This is a genomic window from Rhodococcus sp. NPDC006774 (genome assembly GCF_040636045.1).
In the GTDB taxonomy this organism is placed as follows: Bacteria; Actinomycetota; Actinomycetes; order Mycobacteriales; family Mycobacteriaceae; genus Rhodococcoides.
Window position 1 is genome coordinate 25527 of sequence record NZ_JBEYIW010000010.1, and the last position, 17691, is coordinate 43217.

Annotated in this window: 17 protein-coding genes; 11 read left to right on the top strand and 6 right to left on the bottom strand. The window is 63.7% G+C overall.

Translation table 11 applies throughout. The annotated features are described in order from the left end of the window. Positions 1 to 127 precede the first annotated feature (127 nt). Together ABZ677_RS16400 and ABZ677_RS16405 are read left to right on the top strand one after the other, a co-directional pair. The gene (locus ABZ677_RS16400) at positions 128 to 478 is read left to right on the top strand and encodes a VOC family protein (protein ID WP_037191017.1); all 351 of its coding nucleotides are present in this window, start codon (positions 128 to 130) and stop codon (positions 476 to 478) included. A 172-nt stretch (positions 479 to 650) separates the two neighbouring features. Continuing rightward, a complete protein-coding gene (locus ABZ677_RS16405) occupies positions 651 to 1349 on the top strand; it encodes an excalibur calcium-binding domain-containing protein (RefSeq protein ID WP_358371050.1) in 699 nt (232 codons plus the stop codon). 4 nt (positions 1350 to 1353) lie between these two features. Here ABZ677_RS16405 and ABZ677_RS16410 read toward each other — a convergent pair whose 3' ends face one another. Further along, positions 1354 to 1863 carry an O-acetyl-ADP-ribose deacetylase gene (locus tag ABZ677_RS16410; protein WP_094741565.1) on the bottom strand — a complete coding sequence of 170 codons (510 nt, stop codon included), beginning with the start codon at positions 1861 to 1863 and terminating at the stop codon, positions 1354 to 1356. Continuing rightward, complete coding sequence (locus ABZ677_RS16415; RefSeq protein WP_358371053.1) at positions 1860 to 2786, bottom strand: ADP-ribosylglycohydrolase family protein; 927 nt, start codon at positions 2784 to 2786, stop codon at positions 1860 to 1862. The genes ABZ677_RS16410 and ABZ677_RS16415 overlap by 4 nt, the downstream gene beginning before the upstream one ends. Before the next feature lie 61 nt (positions 2787 to 2847). Here ABZ677_RS16415 and ABZ677_RS16420 point away from each other — a divergent pair, with 61 nt between their 5' ends. From ABZ677_RS16420 to ABZ677_RS16455, 8 genes are all read left to right on the top strand, one after another. After that, complete coding sequence (locus ABZ677_RS16420; protein WP_358371056.1) at positions 2848 to 3522, top strand: NUDIX hydrolase; 675 nt, start codon at positions 2848 to 2850, stop codon at positions 3520 to 3522. Between the two features lie 24 nt (positions 3523 to 3546). Continuing rightward, on the top strand, positions 3547 to 4737 hold the full coding sequence (locus tag ABZ677_RS16425; RefSeq protein WP_141216596.1) for a hypothetical protein: 1191 nt from the start codon (positions 3547 to 3549) through the stop codon (positions 4735 to 4737). 91 nt (positions 4738 to 4828) lie between these two features. Next, the gene (locus ABZ677_RS16430) at positions 4829 to 6130 is read left to right on the top strand and encodes a hypothetical protein (RefSeq protein WP_358371058.1); all 1302 of its coding nucleotides are present in this window, start codon (positions 4829 to 4831) and stop codon (positions 6128 to 6130) included. Between the two features lie 92 nt (positions 6131 to 6222). Beyond that, positions 6223 to 7242: a diiron oxygenase gene (locus ABZ677_RS16435; RefSeq protein WP_094634886.1), complete on the top strand. Its 1020-nt coding sequence runs from the start codon at positions 6223 to 6225 to the stop codon at positions 7240 to 7242. Positions 7243 to 7289: 47 nt separating this feature from the next. Further along, positions 7290 to 8888, top strand: a complete 1599-nt coding sequence (locus ABZ677_RS16440; RefSeq protein WP_358371061.1) for an FAD-dependent oxidoreductase — start codon at positions 7290 to 7292, stop codon at positions 8886 to 8888. Between the two features lie 163 nt (positions 8889 to 9051). Then, positions 9052 to 9861 carry a hypothetical protein gene (locus tag ABZ677_RS16445; protein WP_358371063.1) on the top strand — a complete coding sequence of 270 codons (810 nt, stop codon included), beginning with the start codon at positions 9052 to 9054 and terminating at the stop codon, positions 9859 to 9861. 90 nt (positions 9862 to 9951) lie between these two features. Continuing rightward, positions 9952 to 11250 (top strand): DUF2786 domain-containing protein, encoded by a 1299-nt coding sequence (locus ABZ677_RS16450; protein WP_358371066.1) that lies wholly within the window; start codon positions 9952 to 9954, stop codon positions 11248 to 11250. Between the two features lie 20 nt (positions 11251 to 11270). Beyond that, positions 11271 to 12887 carry an AMP-binding protein gene (locus ABZ677_RS16455; protein ID WP_037191005.1) on the top strand — a complete coding sequence of 539 codons (1617 nt, stop codon included), beginning with the start codon at positions 11271 to 11273 and terminating at the stop codon, positions 12885 to 12887. A 9-nt stretch (positions 12888 to 12896) separates the two neighbouring features. Here ABZ677_RS16455 and ABZ677_RS16460 read toward each other — a convergent pair whose 3' ends face one another. From ABZ677_RS16460 to ABZ677_RS16475, 4 genes are all read right to left on the bottom strand, one after another. After that, complete coding sequence (locus ABZ677_RS16460) at positions 12897 to 14492, bottom strand: ABC-F family ATP-binding cassette domain-containing protein (protein WP_358371069.1); 1596 nt, start codon at positions 14490 to 14492, stop codon at positions 12897 to 12899. Positions 14493 to 14585: 93 nt separating this feature from the next. Next, complete coding sequence (locus ABZ677_RS16465) at positions 14586 to 15152, bottom strand: phosphotransferase (RefSeq protein WP_358371071.1); 567 nt, start codon at positions 15150 to 15152, stop codon at positions 14586 to 14588. After that, complete coding sequence (locus tag ABZ677_RS16470) at positions 15128 to 15286, bottom strand: hypothetical protein (RefSeq protein WP_358371073.1); 159 nt, start codon at positions 15284 to 15286, stop codon at positions 15128 to 15130. Before ABZ677_RS16470 ends, ABZ677_RS16465 begins: the two co-directional genes overlap by 25 nt. After that, positions 15283 to 15960: an ElyC/SanA/YdcF family protein gene (locus ABZ677_RS16475; protein WP_358371076.1), complete on the bottom strand. Its 678-nt coding sequence runs from the start codon at positions 15958 to 15960 to the stop codon at positions 15283 to 15285. Before ABZ677_RS16475 ends, ABZ677_RS16470 begins: the two co-directional genes overlap by 4 nt. Positions 15961 to 16277: 317 nt before the next feature. Between ABZ677_RS16475 and ABZ677_RS16480 the strand changes: the two genes are divergently transcribed. After that, entirely contained in the window at positions 16278 to 17651 is a 1374-nt protein-coding gene (locus ABZ677_RS16480) for a dicarboxylate/amino acid:cation symporter (protein ID WP_358371079.1), read from the top strand. Positions 17652 to 17691: the final 40 nt, after the last annotated feature.

The following is a 17691-nucleotide window of genomic DNA, read 5'->3' on the forward strand; positions in this document are numbered from 1 at the left end:
CTCGTATCGGTGCCCGATTTCGGGCTCGTGACGACCCTACTCGAGCCACCGACAGATTCTGCGCGATGAGTCGGGCCGTCGGATCCGGTCCATATCTGCACAACCGAACGATACGAAGGAGAACGCGATGATCGAACATGTGCTTGCCGTGGTGGCGGTGCGCGATATCGACTCGGCACGAGAGTGGTACGAGAAGCTGTTCGACCGCCGGGCCGACAACAATCCGATGGCGAGTCTGGTGGAGTGGCGGCTGGCGTCCGCTGCGTGGCTGCAAGTGACCGTGGATCCCGAGCGGGCAGGCTCGTCGTTGTTCAACGTTGCCGTCGAAGACATCGAGGTGTTCGTCGATGCCGCTCGTTCCCGCGGAATCGACTTCGGCAATATCGTCGATGCGAACAAAGGGGTCAGACTGTCCACGGCCTCCGATCCCGACGGCAACTCCATCACTGCGATCGGCGGCTTTCGCGAGCACTACTGATCGAGCGGTTGCCGTTCTCGTACGGGATGTAACGACGAACCCCGTCGATGCGACATGGTGAACGGAAATGCGACCGACCGGTTCGAATAGAACGAGACGGTTGCTTCCGGTCTCGCGGGTGACATCTCGGCCGCGACATCGACACCTCTCGTGACCCGAACGGACCCTCGACATGACCAGCGCCTACCCGCCACCCTTCCAGCGACCGGCACTCGAGCCAGAGACGTCTCGCCGACCCCTGTTCGGAAAGGTATTCGCCTGGGCCGCAATCGTTTTCGGTGCATTCTTTCTGATCGGGGCAGTGTTCTCGTTCGAGTTCGGAGCGCTACTCGTCGGAGCGTTGCTGGTCGGCAGCGGAGTCGTGTACCTGCGCTCGTCACCCGCGCGGGGCCGCAAGGTCTGGGCCGTACCTGCCATCGCCATCCTCCCCGCACTGTTCGTGATGGGGCTGACCACCACGACCGAGCCCGAGACCACGACCGCCATCGCACCGGTCGCGGCCGTGCCTGCGTTGCCGACCGTCACGACGACCACCGCGCCGCCGTCGACAACCACACCGGCCCCGACCACCACCACCGCAGCCCCGACGACCGAAACAGTGGCGGCCATCGTCGAGATACCGACGACGACGGAATACGTCCCGCTGCCCGAGCCCGCGTACATCCCGGAGCCCGTCTACACGCCGGAGCCGGTGTACACACCCGAGCCCGTCTACTCCGCCCCCGCGCCGTTGGCCGCAGTGCCGTCCGCTGTCTCGTACGCCAATTGCGATGCGGTCCGTGCGGCGGGTGCAGCCCCGATCTACGCCGGGGATCCGGGTTACAGCACCAAGCTGGACCGGGACAAGGATGGCGTCGGCTGCGAGAACTGACCAGTCACCCCACCAACCGCCGCGTCAGGTTCGCGGCTTCGCGGGAGTAGGCGACCAGCATGACGAGGTCGACCGACGGCCGGGCAGCTTCGACTGCCACGACCTGCTGGGTGACTGCATCGTGCATCGGCCATCCGTAGGAGCCACCGGAAATCAGGGGAAACGCGATGGATTTCAGGTTCATCGACGCTGCCAGCGCCAGACTTCGGGCATAGCAGAGTCGCAGCAGCTCCGATCTGTCCTCGTGCGGGGAGTAGCGCGGGCCGACGGTGTGGATGACATGGCCTGCTCGAAGTCGGCCCGCGGTCGTGGCGACGGCTGCGCCGATGTCGAGGCCGTGGGGCAGGGTGGTGGCCCGCAGAGCCTTGCATTCTGCGAGGATCTCCGGCCCACCGGCTCGGTGGATGGCACCGTCCACTCCCCCGCCGCCGAGCAATCGCGTATTGGCGGCATTGACGATCGCATCTGCGGCCACGTCAGTGATGTCGCCCTGCACGACGTCGATGATCGTCATGAAAGCCCTTTCGTTGCAATGATGTTCGAGGTAATTCGGTCGAGATCGTCGGCGCGCAACCCTGGGTAGCCGTGGACGATGTCGCGCCATTCGCTCGGCACCGCCGATGCGCCCCAACGCGCTCCGAGAAGTCCTCCGGCTATGGCCGCCGTGGTGTCGGTATCACCGCCGGCGCGGACACACAGTTCGAGAGCGGCAGGCAGGGGCCGCTCCGCGTCGGCAGATCGATGGATTGCCCACCACGCCGTCTGCAGAGCGTGGACCACCCAGCCGTTGTTCGGGAAATCGGACGGCTGCCCCTCCTGCGCCTGACGAAGCAGGGGCTGCCAGAACTCGCGGACGTCGGCCTCGGCCTCGTTCAGAAATTCGCACACCCCGCCGTACGTACCGTGACGAACCGCGAATCGAATTGCGTGACTCCACATTCGGCACGCTTGACCGGCGCGGGGGTCGGCGTGGGTGAGGGCACTGATCCGCTCCGCTGCATCTCGGCATCCAGCCGGGTCGTCGAGGTAGGCCAAGGCAATCGGTGCCGTTCGCATCAATGATCCGTTGCCGCCGGTTCTCCCTGCCAACGACGCCGCCACCGCAGTCATGTCGGCACCACTGCGCGACCGCTGCGAGAGCACGAGCCGGGTCTGATTTCCCACATCCGGAGGGTCCTGGTCGAACCAGTCGCGAAACTGCTCGGCGACCTCGTCCACGTCACCGCCCTGCTCGAGTGCACGCGCGACGCAGAGCGCCATCGAGGTGTCGTCGGTCCATTCCCCCGGGGCCCAGTCGAATGCACCGCCGCCGATCATGGCGATGGCCGTTTCGTTCGAGGGATATCCGAATTCGTATCCTGCGCCCAACGCGTCGCCCACGGCAGTTCCGAGCAGAACGCCCCGCGCCCGATCCTGCTCGATGGCTGTCAGTTCCATGACTCCCCCTTAGATCGATGTTGCGCTAACCATAGATCAGATTCGCGCTAAGATGCAAGACATGACGTGGCGAGACCGAGACGGCAACACTCTGACCGACTATCCACGCCCCTCCGTAGCAGTCGATGTCGCAGTACTGACCGTCCGCGAGCGTCGACTGCAGGTAGTCGTCGTTCCGTCGGAGCGCGGCCCTGCGCTACCGGGCACGTTCCTTCGACCGTCGGAGACTCTCGCCGACGCGGCAGACCGCGCGTTGAGGACGAAGGCAGACCTGACCGATCTCACTTTCCATCAGTTGAGGATGTTCGACGGCCCCGACCGCGACGACCGCGGATGGGTACTGTCCATGGCGCACAGCGCTGCGATAGCGGCTCGATCGCTTTCTCCCACAACCGTTTCGATGCCGATCGACGACTCCAGGCCGGTGTCACCGATGGCCTTCGACCACGGCGACATGGTGTCCGAAGCAGTTCGCGACCTCCGTGATCGTTACGCGCACGAGGTCGATCCCGCACTGTTGACGGACGCGGAATTCACCCTCCTCGAACTTCGCGAGCTGTACGAGATCGTGTTCGACCGCCCTCTACCGAAAGACACGTTCCGACGCCACGTCCTGGGGTCACTACAGGGGACCGGCACCACCTCGACCGCAGGCGGGGGCCGCCCCGCAGAGCTGTATCGCCGTGCATCGAATCCAGCCCTTCCTGCGTCTGCGGGCTCGTTCCTTCTTCGCTGAGGGCACGGATCGACGAAACCGGACATGCCAACAGATAAGCTGGGCGTCATGGGATCGAAGCGGCCTGCCAACCGCGGACAGAAACGTGCAGAAAAGACCAAGGCCCGGCAACGGCGTCACCAGCAATCCCGACCGGCCCCGACCGGTGCCGTCACCGAACGCATCGCCGATCTGATCGACGGTTTCGTCGAATGGCTCGACGAGAGCGAGATGTCGGAACAATCGGAAGCGATCTCCCGGCTCGTGTCGTCGACACTGACCCAACTTGCCGGTGCTCGTCAGGGCTTCTCCCCCAGCGCCTGGCTTCCCGCCGATGCACATCTGCTGGTCGATGCGGCCGAACGCATCCTGCAGGAGGAATCCGACACTGCGGAGGACACCGCGGTCAATCTCGTTCTCACCTCGCTGCAGTACCTGACATTCCTCGATGAAACCGACCTCTGGGACGGCAGCCCCGAGGACTACGCGCACTGCATGGAAGATCTCTCGGACTTCCTCGAGGGCGACGAGCCCGACATGCTCGACGCCGACGACATCGACCTGCCCGATGTTTCCCTGGCCCAGGAACTCGCCGCGATCTCGGCGCTGCCGCTGCTGCCTGCCCTCGACGACATCGTCGCGCGCGTCGCCGATGGATTGACGGTGGGCGACAACGCCGACCTGCAGCGCGCCGTCGGCTCCGCCCCGCTCGATCCCGCCCGGCTCGATGCGGGTGCCGCGGCCGACTACTGGTCGACGGCCATCGCCACCGAATTGATTCGCATCGACGGAGACACCGCCAGGCCGGGAGACAATGCGCATTCGCTGGCCGGCCGTGGCGCCGAGACCGTGCACGAGCTGGTGGCCGAGCACGTGCGCGTGCAGCTGTCGGGAGATGCCGACGACCCCGATGTGTCACGGTCGCTGGCCAACACCTTCGCCGTGCAGACACTCCTGGCCGCGATGACCGACGAGCTGCCGATCAACAACGAGGGTGAGGACTACGCCGAGCTCGAAGGTGAGGATCTGCGTACGGCGCAGCTGATCGACCACCGCGTTCGATCCCTCATCGAGCAGGGCATCCTCGTCAGGATCGAGGAGGTACTCGCCGTTCCGCACGCGTTGCGCCCGGCGGTGCTGGACGGTGTGGCCGAGGCGCAGCCGTTCGGTGTGATCGACGAGGAGTCGCAGGACGACCCGCTCTACGGCTCGGTCGGGGATCCGGCGTCGTCGTGACAGCCCCCGCGAGCGCCGAGACCGTGTCGGTGGTCGCCGCTAGCGTCACCGACTGTGCGTTACGTCAACGCGATCTGGGTAAGGAGCCGACATGAGCGATTCACTCGAGTTCGACTTCGACGTCGACGCTGCCTGGATGCAGTTCCAGCGCAAGCTCGGCGACTACGTCAGCGCGATGCGCGACGGTGATGCGCTGGTGATCGAGTCGCGATACGACACCACCGACGGCGTGCCGGACACCGCCGCCTGCGTGCAGTTCTACGCCTGGGATCTCGACATGGTCCGCTGCGAAATTCCGGCGAACGAGCACCTGCACAGTAGCCGCGAGATCACCGATGAGCAGCGAGAAGCACTGAGCCAGTTGGGATTTCGCACGGCAGTCGATTCCGAACCCACGGCACCGCACGTGGACCGCAATCGCTCGTGGTCCGATGATCTGGCGAAGAAGACCGTGGCGGTGTTCCGCGACATCTGGGGCCTGCCCCACCCGTCCTTCCTTGGCTCACGCGCCACCGGTCGGTACGACGTCCCGAGTTTCGACGCCTCCGCGCCCGAGGCCGATACGACCGTCGTCCCATTGTGTGTGCAACCGAGGGGCAAGGAACACCTACAGCAACTCGTCGATCGCGCCCTCGAACCATGGTTCGGTTTTCCGCCGGACCACGATCCGGACGGTGACATCCCCCTACGGTTCGTGAACGGCACCGCGTACGTGTCGGTCAAACCCACCGAACCTGTGGTCGAAATCAATTCGACGCTGGTGCACGCCGTGTCGGGGCGAACCCGCGCAGCCGAGTTGCTGGTCGATCTCAATCTGCAGCTCCCCGACGTGATGCTGCACCTGGTTCAGGACTGCATCGTCGCGCAGGTGCGAGTGAGCGGGTCACCCTTCGTCGCGGATCACCTGCTGTGGGCAGTGCGAATGCTCAGCCACGTTTGGGAGCAGGTCGACGAGAAATTCGCCGAGGATTTCGGCGGCGCACTCGGGGAACCGACGCCGCCGCCGATCGACACGGACGACTTTCCGGCCGGACTGCTCGAATTGGTCGAGCTCGTCGATCGGTCCGAGGAATCCCTGGACCTCGACACCGTCCTCGGATGTTGCTCCTCCGATCGCGATGTCGTCGTCTCCTACCTGCGCATCAGCGCGGAGCAGGAGGCGTCGTGGCGCGGTATGGCGGTCGCTGCAGATCTCGGCGACGAGCACTGCGACGTCGACGAGGCAGATCGAGAGGCCGGCAAGTGGGGCCGCGCCGTGGCTGCTCTGCGAGAGGTACTGCGCAGCACACCCGACCAGGTCACGCCGGTGGTCGATCCGTCGGCGATCCAGTTGCAGCTGTTCGAGACCGACGAGGTGGCAGAGGTATCCGACGAGCGTTCGGACGAACAGTAGACGTCAGCCGAACAGGATTTTTCCCACACGCTTCCCTTTCGTGTTAACTGGGGTTACATTAACTCTATGTTCGCACCTCGTTTGGAGAAGCCATGACACTGACGACAGGCACGACGTCCGTTTCGGTCGACACCGACGCCACGGACGAACAGCAGTACATCGAGACACTCACCCTGCTGTCCGAGGGTTCTGTGCACAAGCACTTCGATCCGTACGTCGACATCGACTGGGAGTCCGAGAAGTTCGCGGTGCCCGCGAACGATCCCCGCTGGGTACTCCCCGCCAAGACGGACCCGATCGGTGGCCACGCCTGGTACCGAGCACTTCCGCTCGACAAGCAGATCGAGATCGGCATGTGGCGTCAGGCCAATGTCGCCAAGGTCGGCCTTCAGTTCGAGAACATCCTGATCCGCGGCATGATGCAGTACGTGTTCTCGCTGCCCAATGGCTCCGCCGAGGCACGCTACTGCACCCACGAATCCATCGAAGAGTGCAACCACACCCTGATGTTCCAGGAGATGGTCAACCGCGTCGATTCCGACGCCCCAGGCATGAGCCGGCCCATGAAGATGCTCTCGCCGTTCATCCCCCTGTTTGCCACCCTCCTACCCGAGTTGTTCTTCGTCGGCGTTCTCGCAGGCGAGGAGCCGATCGACCACATTCAGAAGTCCGTCCTGCGGTCCGGTGAAGAAATCCACCCGATCATGCAGAGCGTCATGGCGATTCACGTAGCCGAGGAAGCGCGGCACATCTCCTTCGCGCATCAGTTGCTGCGTCGTCGCGTTCCCAAGATGTCCAAGGCCGGGCGCTTCCTGCTCTCGCTGGCCTTCCCGGTCACGATGCGCATCCTGTGCGACGTCATCGTCATTCCGCCGAAGAAGTTCTGGACGAAGTTCGACATCCCGAAGCAGGTGAAGAAGGACCTGTTCTGGGGCACCGAGGAATCCCAGCACGCGTTGCAGGATTACTTCGGAGATGTGCGCATGCTGGCCACCGACACCGGGATGATGAATCGCGCCGCTCGCCTGATGTGGAAGCTGTGCGGAATCGACGGCAAGGCCTCACGTTTCCGTAGCGAGCCCGACCGCAGCTCCAGCCAGTTCGCCGCATAGCTCTCTCGCCGCTCAGCCATTCTTGCCACTGCCGTCAGGAACCCCTCATGCCCCACGTCGTCACCCAATCATGTTGCAGCGACGCATCGTGCGTCTTCGCGTGTCCCGTCAACTGCATTCATCCCACTCCCGACGAGCCGGACTTCCTGACGGCGGAGATGTTGCACATCGACCCGCAATCGTGTGTCGACTGCGGCGCGTGCGTGTCGGCCTGCCCCGTCGATGCCATTGTGCCGCAGGCGAAACTGACCGAGGCGCAACTGCCGTTCCTGACGATCAATGCGGATTTCTACAAGCAGGAGCGCCCACCCCGGCCCATCTTGGCCCCGGTCACCCCGGCAGCCTCGGTGTCGAGGGATCGCCAGCCGCTCCGAGTCGCTATCGTCGGATCCGGCCCGTCGGCCATGTATGCGGCGGATGAACTGCTCACTCAGCCGGGCGTGAACGTCGATGTCTACGACCGGCTTCCGCAACCACATGGTCTCGCTCGACTCGGCGTCGCACCCGATCATCAGAAGACCCGTCAGGTATCCCGACTGTTCGAAACGATCTCCGCGCAAGAGGGATTCACCTACCACCTCGGCGTGGAGGTCGGCAAGGACGTCACCCACGACGAGTTGTTGGACACCCACCACGCCGTGATCTACGCAGTCGGTGCATCATCGGATCGCGAGCTCCGCATTCCGGGAGCCGAATTGCCTGGGCGCAGTTCGGCAACCGACTTCGTCGCCTGGTACAACGGCCACCCCGATCACGCGCACCGCACGTTCGACCTCTCGCACGAACGCGCCGTCATCGTCGGTAACGGCAACGTCGCCCTCGACGTCGCCCGTATTCTGACGATGAATCCGGATGCGCTCGCCCAGACAGACATCGCGCCGTACGCGTTGGACGCCCTGCGCCACAGCGCAGTTCGCGAAGTGGTCATCGTCGGCCGACGCGGTGTGGCACAGTCCGCGTTCACCGTGCCCGAGTTCGCCGGATTGCTGACCGTCCCCGATATCGACCTGGCCATCGACCGCAGCGAACTCGCGCTCGATCCGGTCACCGTCCGACTCGCAGCGACCGACGACCTACCCCACGCCGTGGCTCAGAAACTGCAATTGCTTCGCCACGTCGACGAATCACCCGACCACAGCGACGGCCGCAAGAGAATCACTCTGCGCTACCTTCTCTCCCCCACCAGGATCCTCGGCACCGATCGCGTGACGGGTATCGAGTTCGACCGAATGGGCCTGTCCGCGGACGGCGACGACGTGGTCCGCAGCACCCCGACCGGTGACGTCGACAGCATCGAGGCCGGACTCGTCCTCACGTCCATCGGCTACCGCGGTGTCGCGCTCCCCGGAGTTCCGTTCGACGACCTGGCCGGCATCATTCCCAACACCGGCGGCCGCGTGTTGCAGGAATCCGGTGGGCAGACGTCGATCGGCAGCTACGTCACCGGTTGGATCAAGCGCGGCCCCTCGGGATTCATCGGCACGAACAAGTCCTGCGCCCAGGAAACCGTCGGCCATCTGGTCGGCGACTTCAACGCCGGCCGCCTGACGGATCCGATCGAGCTGCCCAGCACCTGGCCGACCGGGGCGAACCGAGGCACGCTGCGACGCTCCAGGGAAATGCTTTCCGCGCTCCGCCGCTCCTGACCGATGGCTCACCCCCGGTTGGGATCACTACGCCTTTCGGTCGCCCTGAGTGCAATAACACTGCACTCGTCCGGAGGGTGTCAAGGTTGAAGCGTCTACTATCGGGGTAGCTACAGTCATCGGCCACCGATTCGCGGCGGGCCAACACCTCGAGGAGCACGAGATGCCGGCCCTGCGACGCATCTTCACCAGGACTGCTGTCCCAATTGTCGGTATCGCTGTGGCGTTGGTGTGCGCGGCACCTGCTCAGGCTCTGCCGACACCCGGCGACCTCTCCGATGTTCCGGCCCGAACCTCGTTGTCGTACGAACACATCCCGACGGGGACCTACGTGGGCAGCGCCGACGACAACTCCGCGCGCCCGGGATTGTCGACGGTCAAGCTCTACATGGCCGATTACGTCGTACGCTTCGGCGACGGTTCGCCCAGAGACCTCGACCTGGCCGCCAGGATGGTCCAGGTCAGCGACGACGGTGCCGCGTCCACGCTCGACAACAAATACCCACAGGCCATCTCGGCGACCGCCGCAGAATATGGGCTCACCTCGACCTCGCGGGGCGGTTTCTGGGGCAACTCGTCCACGAGCACAGCCGACACCGTGCGATTCCTGGCGGCGAAGAAGCGCACCGATCCCGCCAGCCCCGTCCTCGCCTGGATGAACACCGCGGCTCCTGTGGCACGCGATGGAATGGTTCAGGACTGGGGCACCGAGCAGTTGCCCGGCGTGACCGGGACCAAGTGGGGATGGGCCGACGACCGATCGAGTGTGGTCGCGTCCGCGTCGATCGGCGATGACTTCGTCATTGCATCCAATACATACGGACCGACCCGATCCAACACCGACGACGTCATGGCGGGGCTCGGCGGCATCGAGCTGACGGCACCGCCCACCGCCATTGCTGTTCCGAATCTTCCCGTGATTCCCGGTCTGCCGTCGGTCGAAGAACTGCTGCAGATGCTCGCTCCTCGCTGACACGTTCGAATATCTGTCGGACCCCTCCCCTACTCTGCGATTCACCGAACAGTTCGGTGACCACACCGGGGGACGTGGAGGGGGACGACGATGAGTCGTATCGATTTGGACAGTATTTTCAAGTACTCGCACGCGACACATGTGCGGCAGGATGCCGACCCGAGCGAATTGCTCGACAGCGGAATCGGTTTCGCCCAACTCGGATCAGTCGGGAAAGACAGGGTCCGGCTGGTTGCGGAACGCTTGGCCGCTGTCGACGAGCAACAGAGTCGGCCGGTTCACAATCGCGCAGCGCGAACACTCGACGAGGCTCTCGACACTGCTTTCGAGAATGGTTGGCAGCCGGCCGAACTGGTTCATGTCACACTTCAGTGTGCCGGAGGCGACGGCGCGGCGATCATGGGCGAGGCCATCGGCTCACACGCGGCGCGAAGCTCGGCCGAGCGCCTCGCTCCGAATTCCTGGTGTGATCAACTATCCGAGCTGCACATCGACTACACAGCGGGCACAACTGCCGAGCGCCTTCAGCGGTGGCGCTCGTACAACCGACGATCGTCGGCGCAGTCCTGGTACACCCTGTTGCTCGTACTCGGTTGCTCGACATGGCTGTTGCCCCTCGAGAAACTCCTGCCCCCTCCGGCTCGATGGACCTCACAGTCGGCAGCGACCGGCCCCGCCCGAGCCACGGACTCGAAGATTCTCGGCAGAATACGAGGGCTACTGGCCAAGGCCGAGTCGACGCAATTCCCCGCTGAAGCCGAGGCATTATCGGCCAAGGCCCAGGATCTGATGACCCGCTACGCGATCGACAGCGCGCTTCTCGACGCAGGGAACCCTCGCAGCCTGATCGACGATGTCGTCACCCGTCGCATCATGGTGAGCAATCCGTACTCCAAAGCCAAACTGCTTCTGCTGCACTGCGTATGTCATGCAAATGGTGCCAGGACACTGTGGAAGAAGAAGTACCTGCTGGCCACCGTCATCGGCATGCCCGTCGATCTCGACCTGTGTGAGCTCATCTACACCTCGCTTCTCGTGCAATCGGCTCGCGCACTCGACGAGGTGGCCGATTCGCCGGCTTCGCGGACACGCAGCTTCCGCAACGCATTCTTGATCGCCTACGCCCATCGAGTCGGCGAACGACTGCAGGACGCACGCACGCGAGCTACTGCGGCGGCAACTCAGCAACACGGTCCGGCTCTGGTGCCCATCTTGGCGGAACGAACCGACGCCGTGGACCGGGCGTTCGCTGCCCGGCATCCGGCGACGAGAACGATCAGGTTCAGCAGCAACAATGCGGCGGGATCGTATGCCGGCCGTGCCGCCGCCGAACGCGCCGACCTTACCGGTGGGCGCGAACGTATCGACAAATCCGATCTGGCCTCCTAGTGCGCGCTACATTGGCTGACATGACAGGTCTGGATACTCCGCTGACGCCCCTTCGCTTTCTCGAACGCGCAGCGGAGGTCCACCCTCACAAGACCGCCGTGGTGGACGGGCCGAGGACTTTCACCTACGAGCAGTTCGCCCACGACGTCACCCGGCTCGCGCACGCGCTGCGCGCGTCGGGTGTCGGCCACGGAGATCGAGTGGCCTACATCGCGTCCAACTCTGCTGAGCTGTTGTTCGCGCACTACGCGGTTCCACTGGCCGGTGCCGTTCTGGTCGCAATCAACACCAGACTGTCGCCCGCCGAGGTTCGCTACATCTGCGATCACTCCGGTTCGGTTCTGCTGGTGGGTGATTCGGAGCTGCTGACCGGACTCGGAACAGATCCGATCGCTGATTCGGTCCGTGAGATCGTCGAGACACCCGCCGTCGACGGCAGTTACGCAAAGCTGCCGCACACCACTCGATACGACGCCTTCCTCGAGCGAGGCTCCGACGATTCGCTCGAGTGGGAGGTCGACGACGAGACCTCGACCATCACGATCAACTACACCTCGGGCACCACCGGTCGACCCAAGGGCGTGATGTACACCCACCGCGGCGCCTACCTCAATTCGCTCGGAGAACTGCACCACCAGGGATTCGGCATCGATACTCGCTATCTGTGGACGCTGCCGATGTTCCACTGCAACGGATGGTGCACCACCTGGGCGGTCACGGCCGCGTCGGGCACGCATGTCTGTCTTCGCGGCGTCCGCGGCGATGCGATCTGGTCGGCCATCGACGATGGCGTCGACCACCTCGCCGGTGCACCGACGGTGCTGACCACTCTTGCCACTGCAGCGCAGGCACATTCGCTGGATCGACCCCTGACCATCGTCACGGCCGGAGCTCCCCCGAGCCCGACGATCATCGGCAAGATTCGCGCACTGGGGGCAACGCTCGTGCACGTGTACGGACTCACCGAGACCTACGGCCCGTACTCGGTGTGCGAGGCGAAGCAGGAATGGCTCGAACTGGACGGCGACGAGCAGGCCCGACGCCTGGCTCGGCAGGGAGTCGGCATGCTCACGGCCGATCGCTTGCGCGTGGTACGCGAGAAGTCCGGCCCGGGTGGAGCACTGATCGACGTCGAACCCGACGGCGTCGAAATGGGTGAGATCGTCATGCGCGGCAACAACGTCATGAAGGGGTACTACGACGACGCCGCCGGTACGACACAGGCCTTCGCGGGCGGCTGGTTCCATTCCGGAGACCTCGGGGTCATGCATCCCGACGGCTATGTCCAACTACTGGATCGCGCCAAGGATGTCGTCATTTCCGGCGGCGAGAACATCTCGACGATCGAGGTCGAACAGGCACTTGCCAGCCATCCAGCAGTCGCCGATGTGGCGGTGATCGGGGTGCCGGACGACAAGTGGGGCGAGCGACCGAAGGCATTCGTGGTGCTGGTGCCGGGCGCGGAAGCGTCGGAGGCAGACCTCGTAGCGCACGTGAAATCTGCCATCGCCTCCTACAAGGCCCCGCGTGCCGTCGAATTCATCGTCGAGTTGCCGAAGACATCCACCGGCAAGATCAGGAAGAAGGAGCTGCGCGACGCCGAGTGGGGCACATCCACGTCGAAGATCAACGGGTAGCCCACGGCGTCAGGCCATCTGGACGCCGGCGATTTCGGTGACCCCGCCCTTGCCGTCGAACGACAGCTGCCGAAAGGCCACCTTCTCCACGAAGAACCTGTCGTGGCTCACCAGAATCACCGCACCGGGAAACGCCATCAGGGCACGCTCGAGAACCTGGGTGCTCTGCAGGTCGAGGTGGTTGGTGGGCTCGTCGAGCACGATCACGCCTGCGCCGAACAGCAGACACTGCGCCAGAGCAACTCGTGCCTTCTGTCCTCCTGACAGAACGCCGATCTTCGATTTGAGATCCATCTCGGAGAACTGCAGCAGTGTCAGGAACCGATGGACTTCCTTCTTGGTCGCCGTCAGTGCGAGGCTGCCCGGCATCGCGTTGACCGAATGCGACACGGTGTCATCGAGATCGAGATCGGCCAGCACCTGGTTGTAGTAGATGAACGACGGTGCCTTGGTCTTCCACTTGATCTTGCCGCTGTCCGGTTGCTCGGCACCGACCAGGATGTCGACGAGGGTTGTCTTGCCGCATCCGTTCGGTCCGGTGATGGCGATGCGGTCACCGCGATGCACGGTGAACGAGATGTTCTCGAAGAGTCGTTGCTCGCCATAGCTTTTGGAGATTCCGGTGATCTCGGCCAGGTTGTCGTGCACGTGCAGTCCGCCGTAGATCGCGGTGACCACCGTGTCGACCGGACGCGGACTCTTGCTCTTCTTGATGTTCGCGAGCCGACGCTTGAGCACCCCGCTGGGATTCTTCACTGCTTCCTTGCGATCGCTGATCGCTTCTTGCTCGTAGGCCAGCAGCTGTTGTTCGTTGCTGAACTCACGTTCGAGGTTCTTGAGTCGAAACTGCTTCTGCTGAACGTATTCCGAGTAGCTACCGTCGTACGTCTGCAGGTGATGGTTCTCGATTTCGACGATGCTGGTGACGACCTGCTCGAGGAATGCGCGGTCGTGCGAGACAACGAGAAGCGCACCGCGGAAATCTCGTAGCCAACGTTCGAGCCACGCGATTCCGGCAACATCGAGGAAGTTCGTCGGCTCGTCGAGGAGCAGGACGTCCGGGGCCTCGATGAGGATTTTGGCCAACGCTGCGCGGTTGCGCCAACCACCGGACAGTCGATCGACGGGGAGCTCACGTCGTTCGGCGTTGAACCCGAGCATCGACAGCACAGTGTCGATCTGTTGGTGATAGGTCCAGCCGCCACTGTTCTCCATGGCGTCGAGTAGCTCGGCTTGGCGATCGACGAGCTTGTACATCTGCTTCTCGTCCAGGTCGCCCCCGAGTGCGGCTTCGACCTCGGTCAATTCGACCTCGATCGCGTGGACAGCGACGAAGAGAGATTCGAGCTCCGCTTGGATGCTGCGATCGCCGTCGAGTTCCGAGAACTGCGAGAAGTACCCGATTCGTGCGCCCTCGGTGACATCGACCGTTCCCGTATCGGGAGTCTCACGTCCGAGAAGAAGCTGAAGCAGGGTGGTCTTGCCCGTGCCGTTGCGTCCGATCAGACCGATGCGATCACCGTCGGCGAGACGAAAGAACACCTCGCGCAACATCACCTTCTGGTCGTAGCCCTTGGCAACGTCGTTCAAGCGGATCCAGCTCAAGCGTTCACTTCTCCTGAAAACACGGGTCCGCAGAGTCGTCGAACCGGGCCAGCTCACTGTAGCCGGGCTGGAGCGGCGACTCCGAGCCACAGATCAGGTCGACTCCCACAACCACAGGTAGTAGTCCAGACGCTCACGGTCGAGGTCGATGCCGTACGCGTCCAAGAATGCCTCGCAATAGTCGCGGCCGTAGTTGTACTCGGTGCTCCAGATCGCTGGTGCCAGGTCTGCCCACCGATCGGCGACGCCCATCGTGCCCATATCGACGTGAGCTGCCCAGGATCCGTCATCGGCGATCAGGGTGTTCGGCATGCAGACGTCGCCATGGCACACGACGAGCCTGTCGATCGACGGCGATTCGACTGGCAACTCGCGATCGCCGATGCGAGAGACCACCGACCAATCGAACGGGCACTGCCCGACGGGGACGGAATCGTGGAATGCCCGAAGGCCGGTTGCCGCCGCTCGAACTGCGACAGCCGGGTCGGCCATCCAGCGATCCGCCACCGCGTTCTCCCAGGGCAGAGCAGCGGTCACCAACCAGGAACCCGAATCGTCCGAACCGACCGCGAGGACCTTCGGCACCGGGCTGTACCGAATCGCCCACTTCAGACGTCGTGCCTCCTCCTCCAGATCTATCGGGTTTCGGCCGGCGTCCATTTGACGTACCGCACCTCTCCGAGACGAAACGTCAACCCGCCCAATTCATTCGACCACACCGGCTCGACGTCTTCGGGTCCCGCCAACTCTCGCACCACGGTCGGGATCAGGACGTCACCATCGGGCACACTCATCGGTTCGTGATGTTCGCGAGAGAATCGACGGGCGGCGACACCACCACGGGATCGCGACCCGACCACAGATCCAGCACCGCCTTGGGTCGCGCCAGCAACTCTCGCGCGTAGTTGCGCACTACCGCAAGGGTATTGCAGTCGACGCACTCCGCCGTGACTCCGTCGACGTCGAGGTCCATGTCCTCACACAACGCCACTGCTCGCGACACATGGAGGGGTTGGCTGATGATCAGTCCTCGTTCGACCCCGAAGGTCTCCTTCGCCCGCGCGCAGGTGTCGTAGGTATCGATGCCGTGATCGTCTCCGATGATCACGGCAGGATCGATTCCGTGCTCGATCAGGTAATTGGTCATCGCTCGAATCTCGTTGCCGGAATTGCCATCTGCGTCACCGGACACCAGAATCGCCTTGATCTTTCCCGCCGCCATCAACGCGATCGCAGTGTCGAGACGTCCGGAGAGAAACCGCATCGGCTTGCCGTCGCGCACCTGTGCACCGAGAACGATGGCCACGGGCGCGTCCGGTGCATCGTCGACGTCGTACACCTTCCCCGCCGTCGCGTATGCCACCCAACCGGCCGAGCCCAGAACGACGGCAACCAGGGCGGCGACCACCGCACAGAAGGCACGAACGAGTCGTCCGGCCATTGCTCGGGGCTTCGATTCGGTACTCATGATCTCGTTTCGTCGACGACAAGAACCTCAAACTAACCCACGAAGGTGGAGTCGGATCGACGCCGCAGCGGACCCATACCGATTCCACAGTGAACCCTCATAGCCGCCCTGCTCGGCTGCACGGTTCCACGGCGGAGTAGCGTTCGGTCAGTGAATCCGCTGCTGACCTCTCGACGGTATGTCGACTTGCGTCTGCAAGCCAGCGCTACCTGTTGATGGTTCTCCAGACCTCAACCCCCTGAAGTTCGGCCCATCGGCCGACGAGCATTTCTGTCGTCCATCCCTGGCGACACCTCTCCTTTTCGAAAGGCATATCCATGTCTGCGCCCAGCGCTACCCGAACGCGCCGTGTCCCTACCTGGGCAACCGCTTTCGGTCCACAAATCGTTGCCGGACTCGTCCTCGGAGTCGTATTCGGACTCATCGCGCGATCCATGCCCGACGCCGCCGACGGCAACGACAACTGGTTGGTCGGCACCCTGTCGACCATCGGTTCGAGCTACGTCAAACTTCTCACCGTCGCGGTGATCCCGCTGGTGTTCACGGCGATCGTCAGTTCCATCGCCAACCTGCGCGAGGTCACGAATGCTGCCCGTCTGGCGATCCAGACCCTGTGGTGGTTCGCCATCACGGCATTCATCGCCGTCATCATCGGCATCGTGATCGGGTTGGTCGCTCAGCCCGGCTCGCGTACCAGCGCCGGAGCCGACTCGGCAGGAGATCCGTCCAGTGTCGGGTCGTGGTGGTCGTTCCTCACCGGACTGGTACCGAACAACTTCTTGGCACTCGGCGCGAAAACCACCGTCGCCGAAAGCGGTACCGCAACCACATCACTGAGCTTCAACATCTTGCAGTTGCTGGTCATTGCCGCTGCCATCGGTATCGCTGCGCTCAAGGTCGGCAAGAAGGCCGAGCCGTTCCTCGCGTTCAACGCGTCGCTGTTGGCCATCGTGCAGAAGGTGTTGTGGTGGATCATTCGCCTGGCACCGATCGGCACCGCCGCACTCATCGGCAACGCGGTGGCGACCTACGGCTGGGACGCGATCGGCTCGCTCGGCGTCTTCACCGTGTCGATCTATGTCGGTCTGGCCGTGGTGTTCTTCGTGGTGTACCCGGTGATCGTTCGCGCCCATGGACTTTCGGTGCGCAACTTCTATTCGGGAGTGTGGCCTGCCACCCAGCTGGGCTTTGTCTCGCGTTCGTCGATCGGAACCCTGCCCCTCACCGAGCGCGTCACCGAACGCAACCTCGGAGTCCCTCGCGAGTACGCGTCGTTCGCGGTACCACTCGGGGCGACGACCAAGATGGATGGTTGCGCGGCAATCTATCCCGCGATCGCGGCACTCTTCGTGGCTCAGTTCTACGGCATCGATCTCACCATCACCGACTACCTGCTGATCATCGTGGTGTCCGTGATCGGTTCTGCCGCAACGGCAGGAACAACAGGTGCGACGGTGATGCTCACCCTCACGCTGTCCACCCTCGGATTGCCGTTGGCCGGCGTCGGTCTGCTGCTCGCAGTGGAGCCGATCGTGGACATGGGCCGCACCGCGGTCAACGTCACCGGTCAGGCATTGGTGCCGACCATCGTCGCCAAGCGCGAAGGAATACTCGACCTCAAGCGCTACAACGCTCCGCGGAACGGCGACCCCTTCGTCGACGAGGAAGCGGAAGTGGAACTGGCCCGCTAGCAGCGTGTTTCGAACGATCGATCCCGACGACCGAGCAACT

What these genes read in the sequence shown, in the direction of transcription:
- ABZ677_RS16400 (WP_037191017.1), top strand. Translation starts at nt 128, where the DNA reads ATGATCGAACATGTGCTTGCCGTGGTGGCGGTGCGCGATATCGACTCG.
- ABZ677_RS16405 (WP_358371050.1), top strand. Translation starts at nt 651, where the DNA reads ATGACCAGCGCCTACCCGCCACCCTTCCAGCGACCGGCACTCGAGCCA.
- ABZ677_RS16410 (WP_094741565.1), bottom strand. Translation starts at nt 1,863, where the DNA reads ATGACGATCATCGACGTCGTGCAGGGCGACATCACTGACGTGGCCGCA.
- ABZ677_RS16415 (WP_358371053.1), bottom strand. Translation starts at nt 2,786, where the DNA reads ATGGAACTGACAGCCATCGAGCAGGATCGGGCGCGGGGCGTTCTGCTC.
- ABZ677_RS16420 (WP_358371056.1), top strand. Translation starts at nt 2,848, where the DNA reads ATGACGTGGCGAGACCGAGACGGCAACACTCTGACCGACTATCCACGC.
- ABZ677_RS16425 (WP_141216596.1), top strand. Translation starts at nt 3,547, where the DNA reads ATGCCAACAGATAAGCTGGGCGTCATGGGATCGAAGCGGCCTGCCAAC.
- ABZ677_RS16430 (WP_358371058.1), top strand. Translation starts at nt 4,829, where the DNA reads ATGAGCGATTCACTCGAGTTCGACTTCGACGTCGACGCTGCCTGGATG.
- ABZ677_RS16435 (WP_094634886.1), top strand. Translation starts at nt 6,223, where the DNA reads ATGACACTGACGACAGGCACGACGTCCGTTTCGGTCGACACCGACGCC.
- ABZ677_RS16440 (WP_358371061.1), top strand. Translation starts at nt 7,290, where the DNA reads ATGCCCCACGTCGTCACCCAATCATGTTGCAGCGACGCATCGTGCGTC.
- ABZ677_RS16445 (WP_358371063.1), top strand. Translation starts at nt 9,052, where the DNA reads ATGCCGGCCCTGCGACGCATCTTCACCAGGACTGCTGTCCCAATTGTC.
- ABZ677_RS16450 (WP_358371066.1), top strand. Translation starts at nt 9,952, where the DNA reads ATGAGTCGTATCGATTTGGACAGTATTTTCAAGTACTCGCACGCGACA.
- ABZ677_RS16455 (WP_037191005.1), top strand. Translation starts at nt 11,271, where the DNA reads ATGACAGGTCTGGATACTCCGCTGACGCCCCTTCGCTTTCTCGAACGC.
- ABZ677_RS16465 (WP_358371071.1), bottom strand. Translation starts at nt 15,152, where the DNA reads ATGGACGCCGGCCGAAACCCGATAGATCTGGAGGAGGAGGCACGACGT.
- ABZ677_RS16470 (WP_358371073.1), bottom strand. Translation starts at nt 15,286, where the DNA reads ATGAGTGTGCCCGATGGTGACGTCCTGATCCCGACCGTGGTGCGAGAG.
- ABZ677_RS16475 (WP_358371076.1), bottom strand. Translation starts at nt 15,960, where the DNA reads ATGAGTACCGAATCGAAGCCCCGAGCAATGGCCGGACGACTCGTTCGT.
- ABZ677_RS16480 (WP_358371079.1), top strand. Translation starts at nt 16,278, where the DNA reads ATGTCTGCGCCCAGCGCTACCCGAACGCGCCGTGTCCCTACCTGGGCA.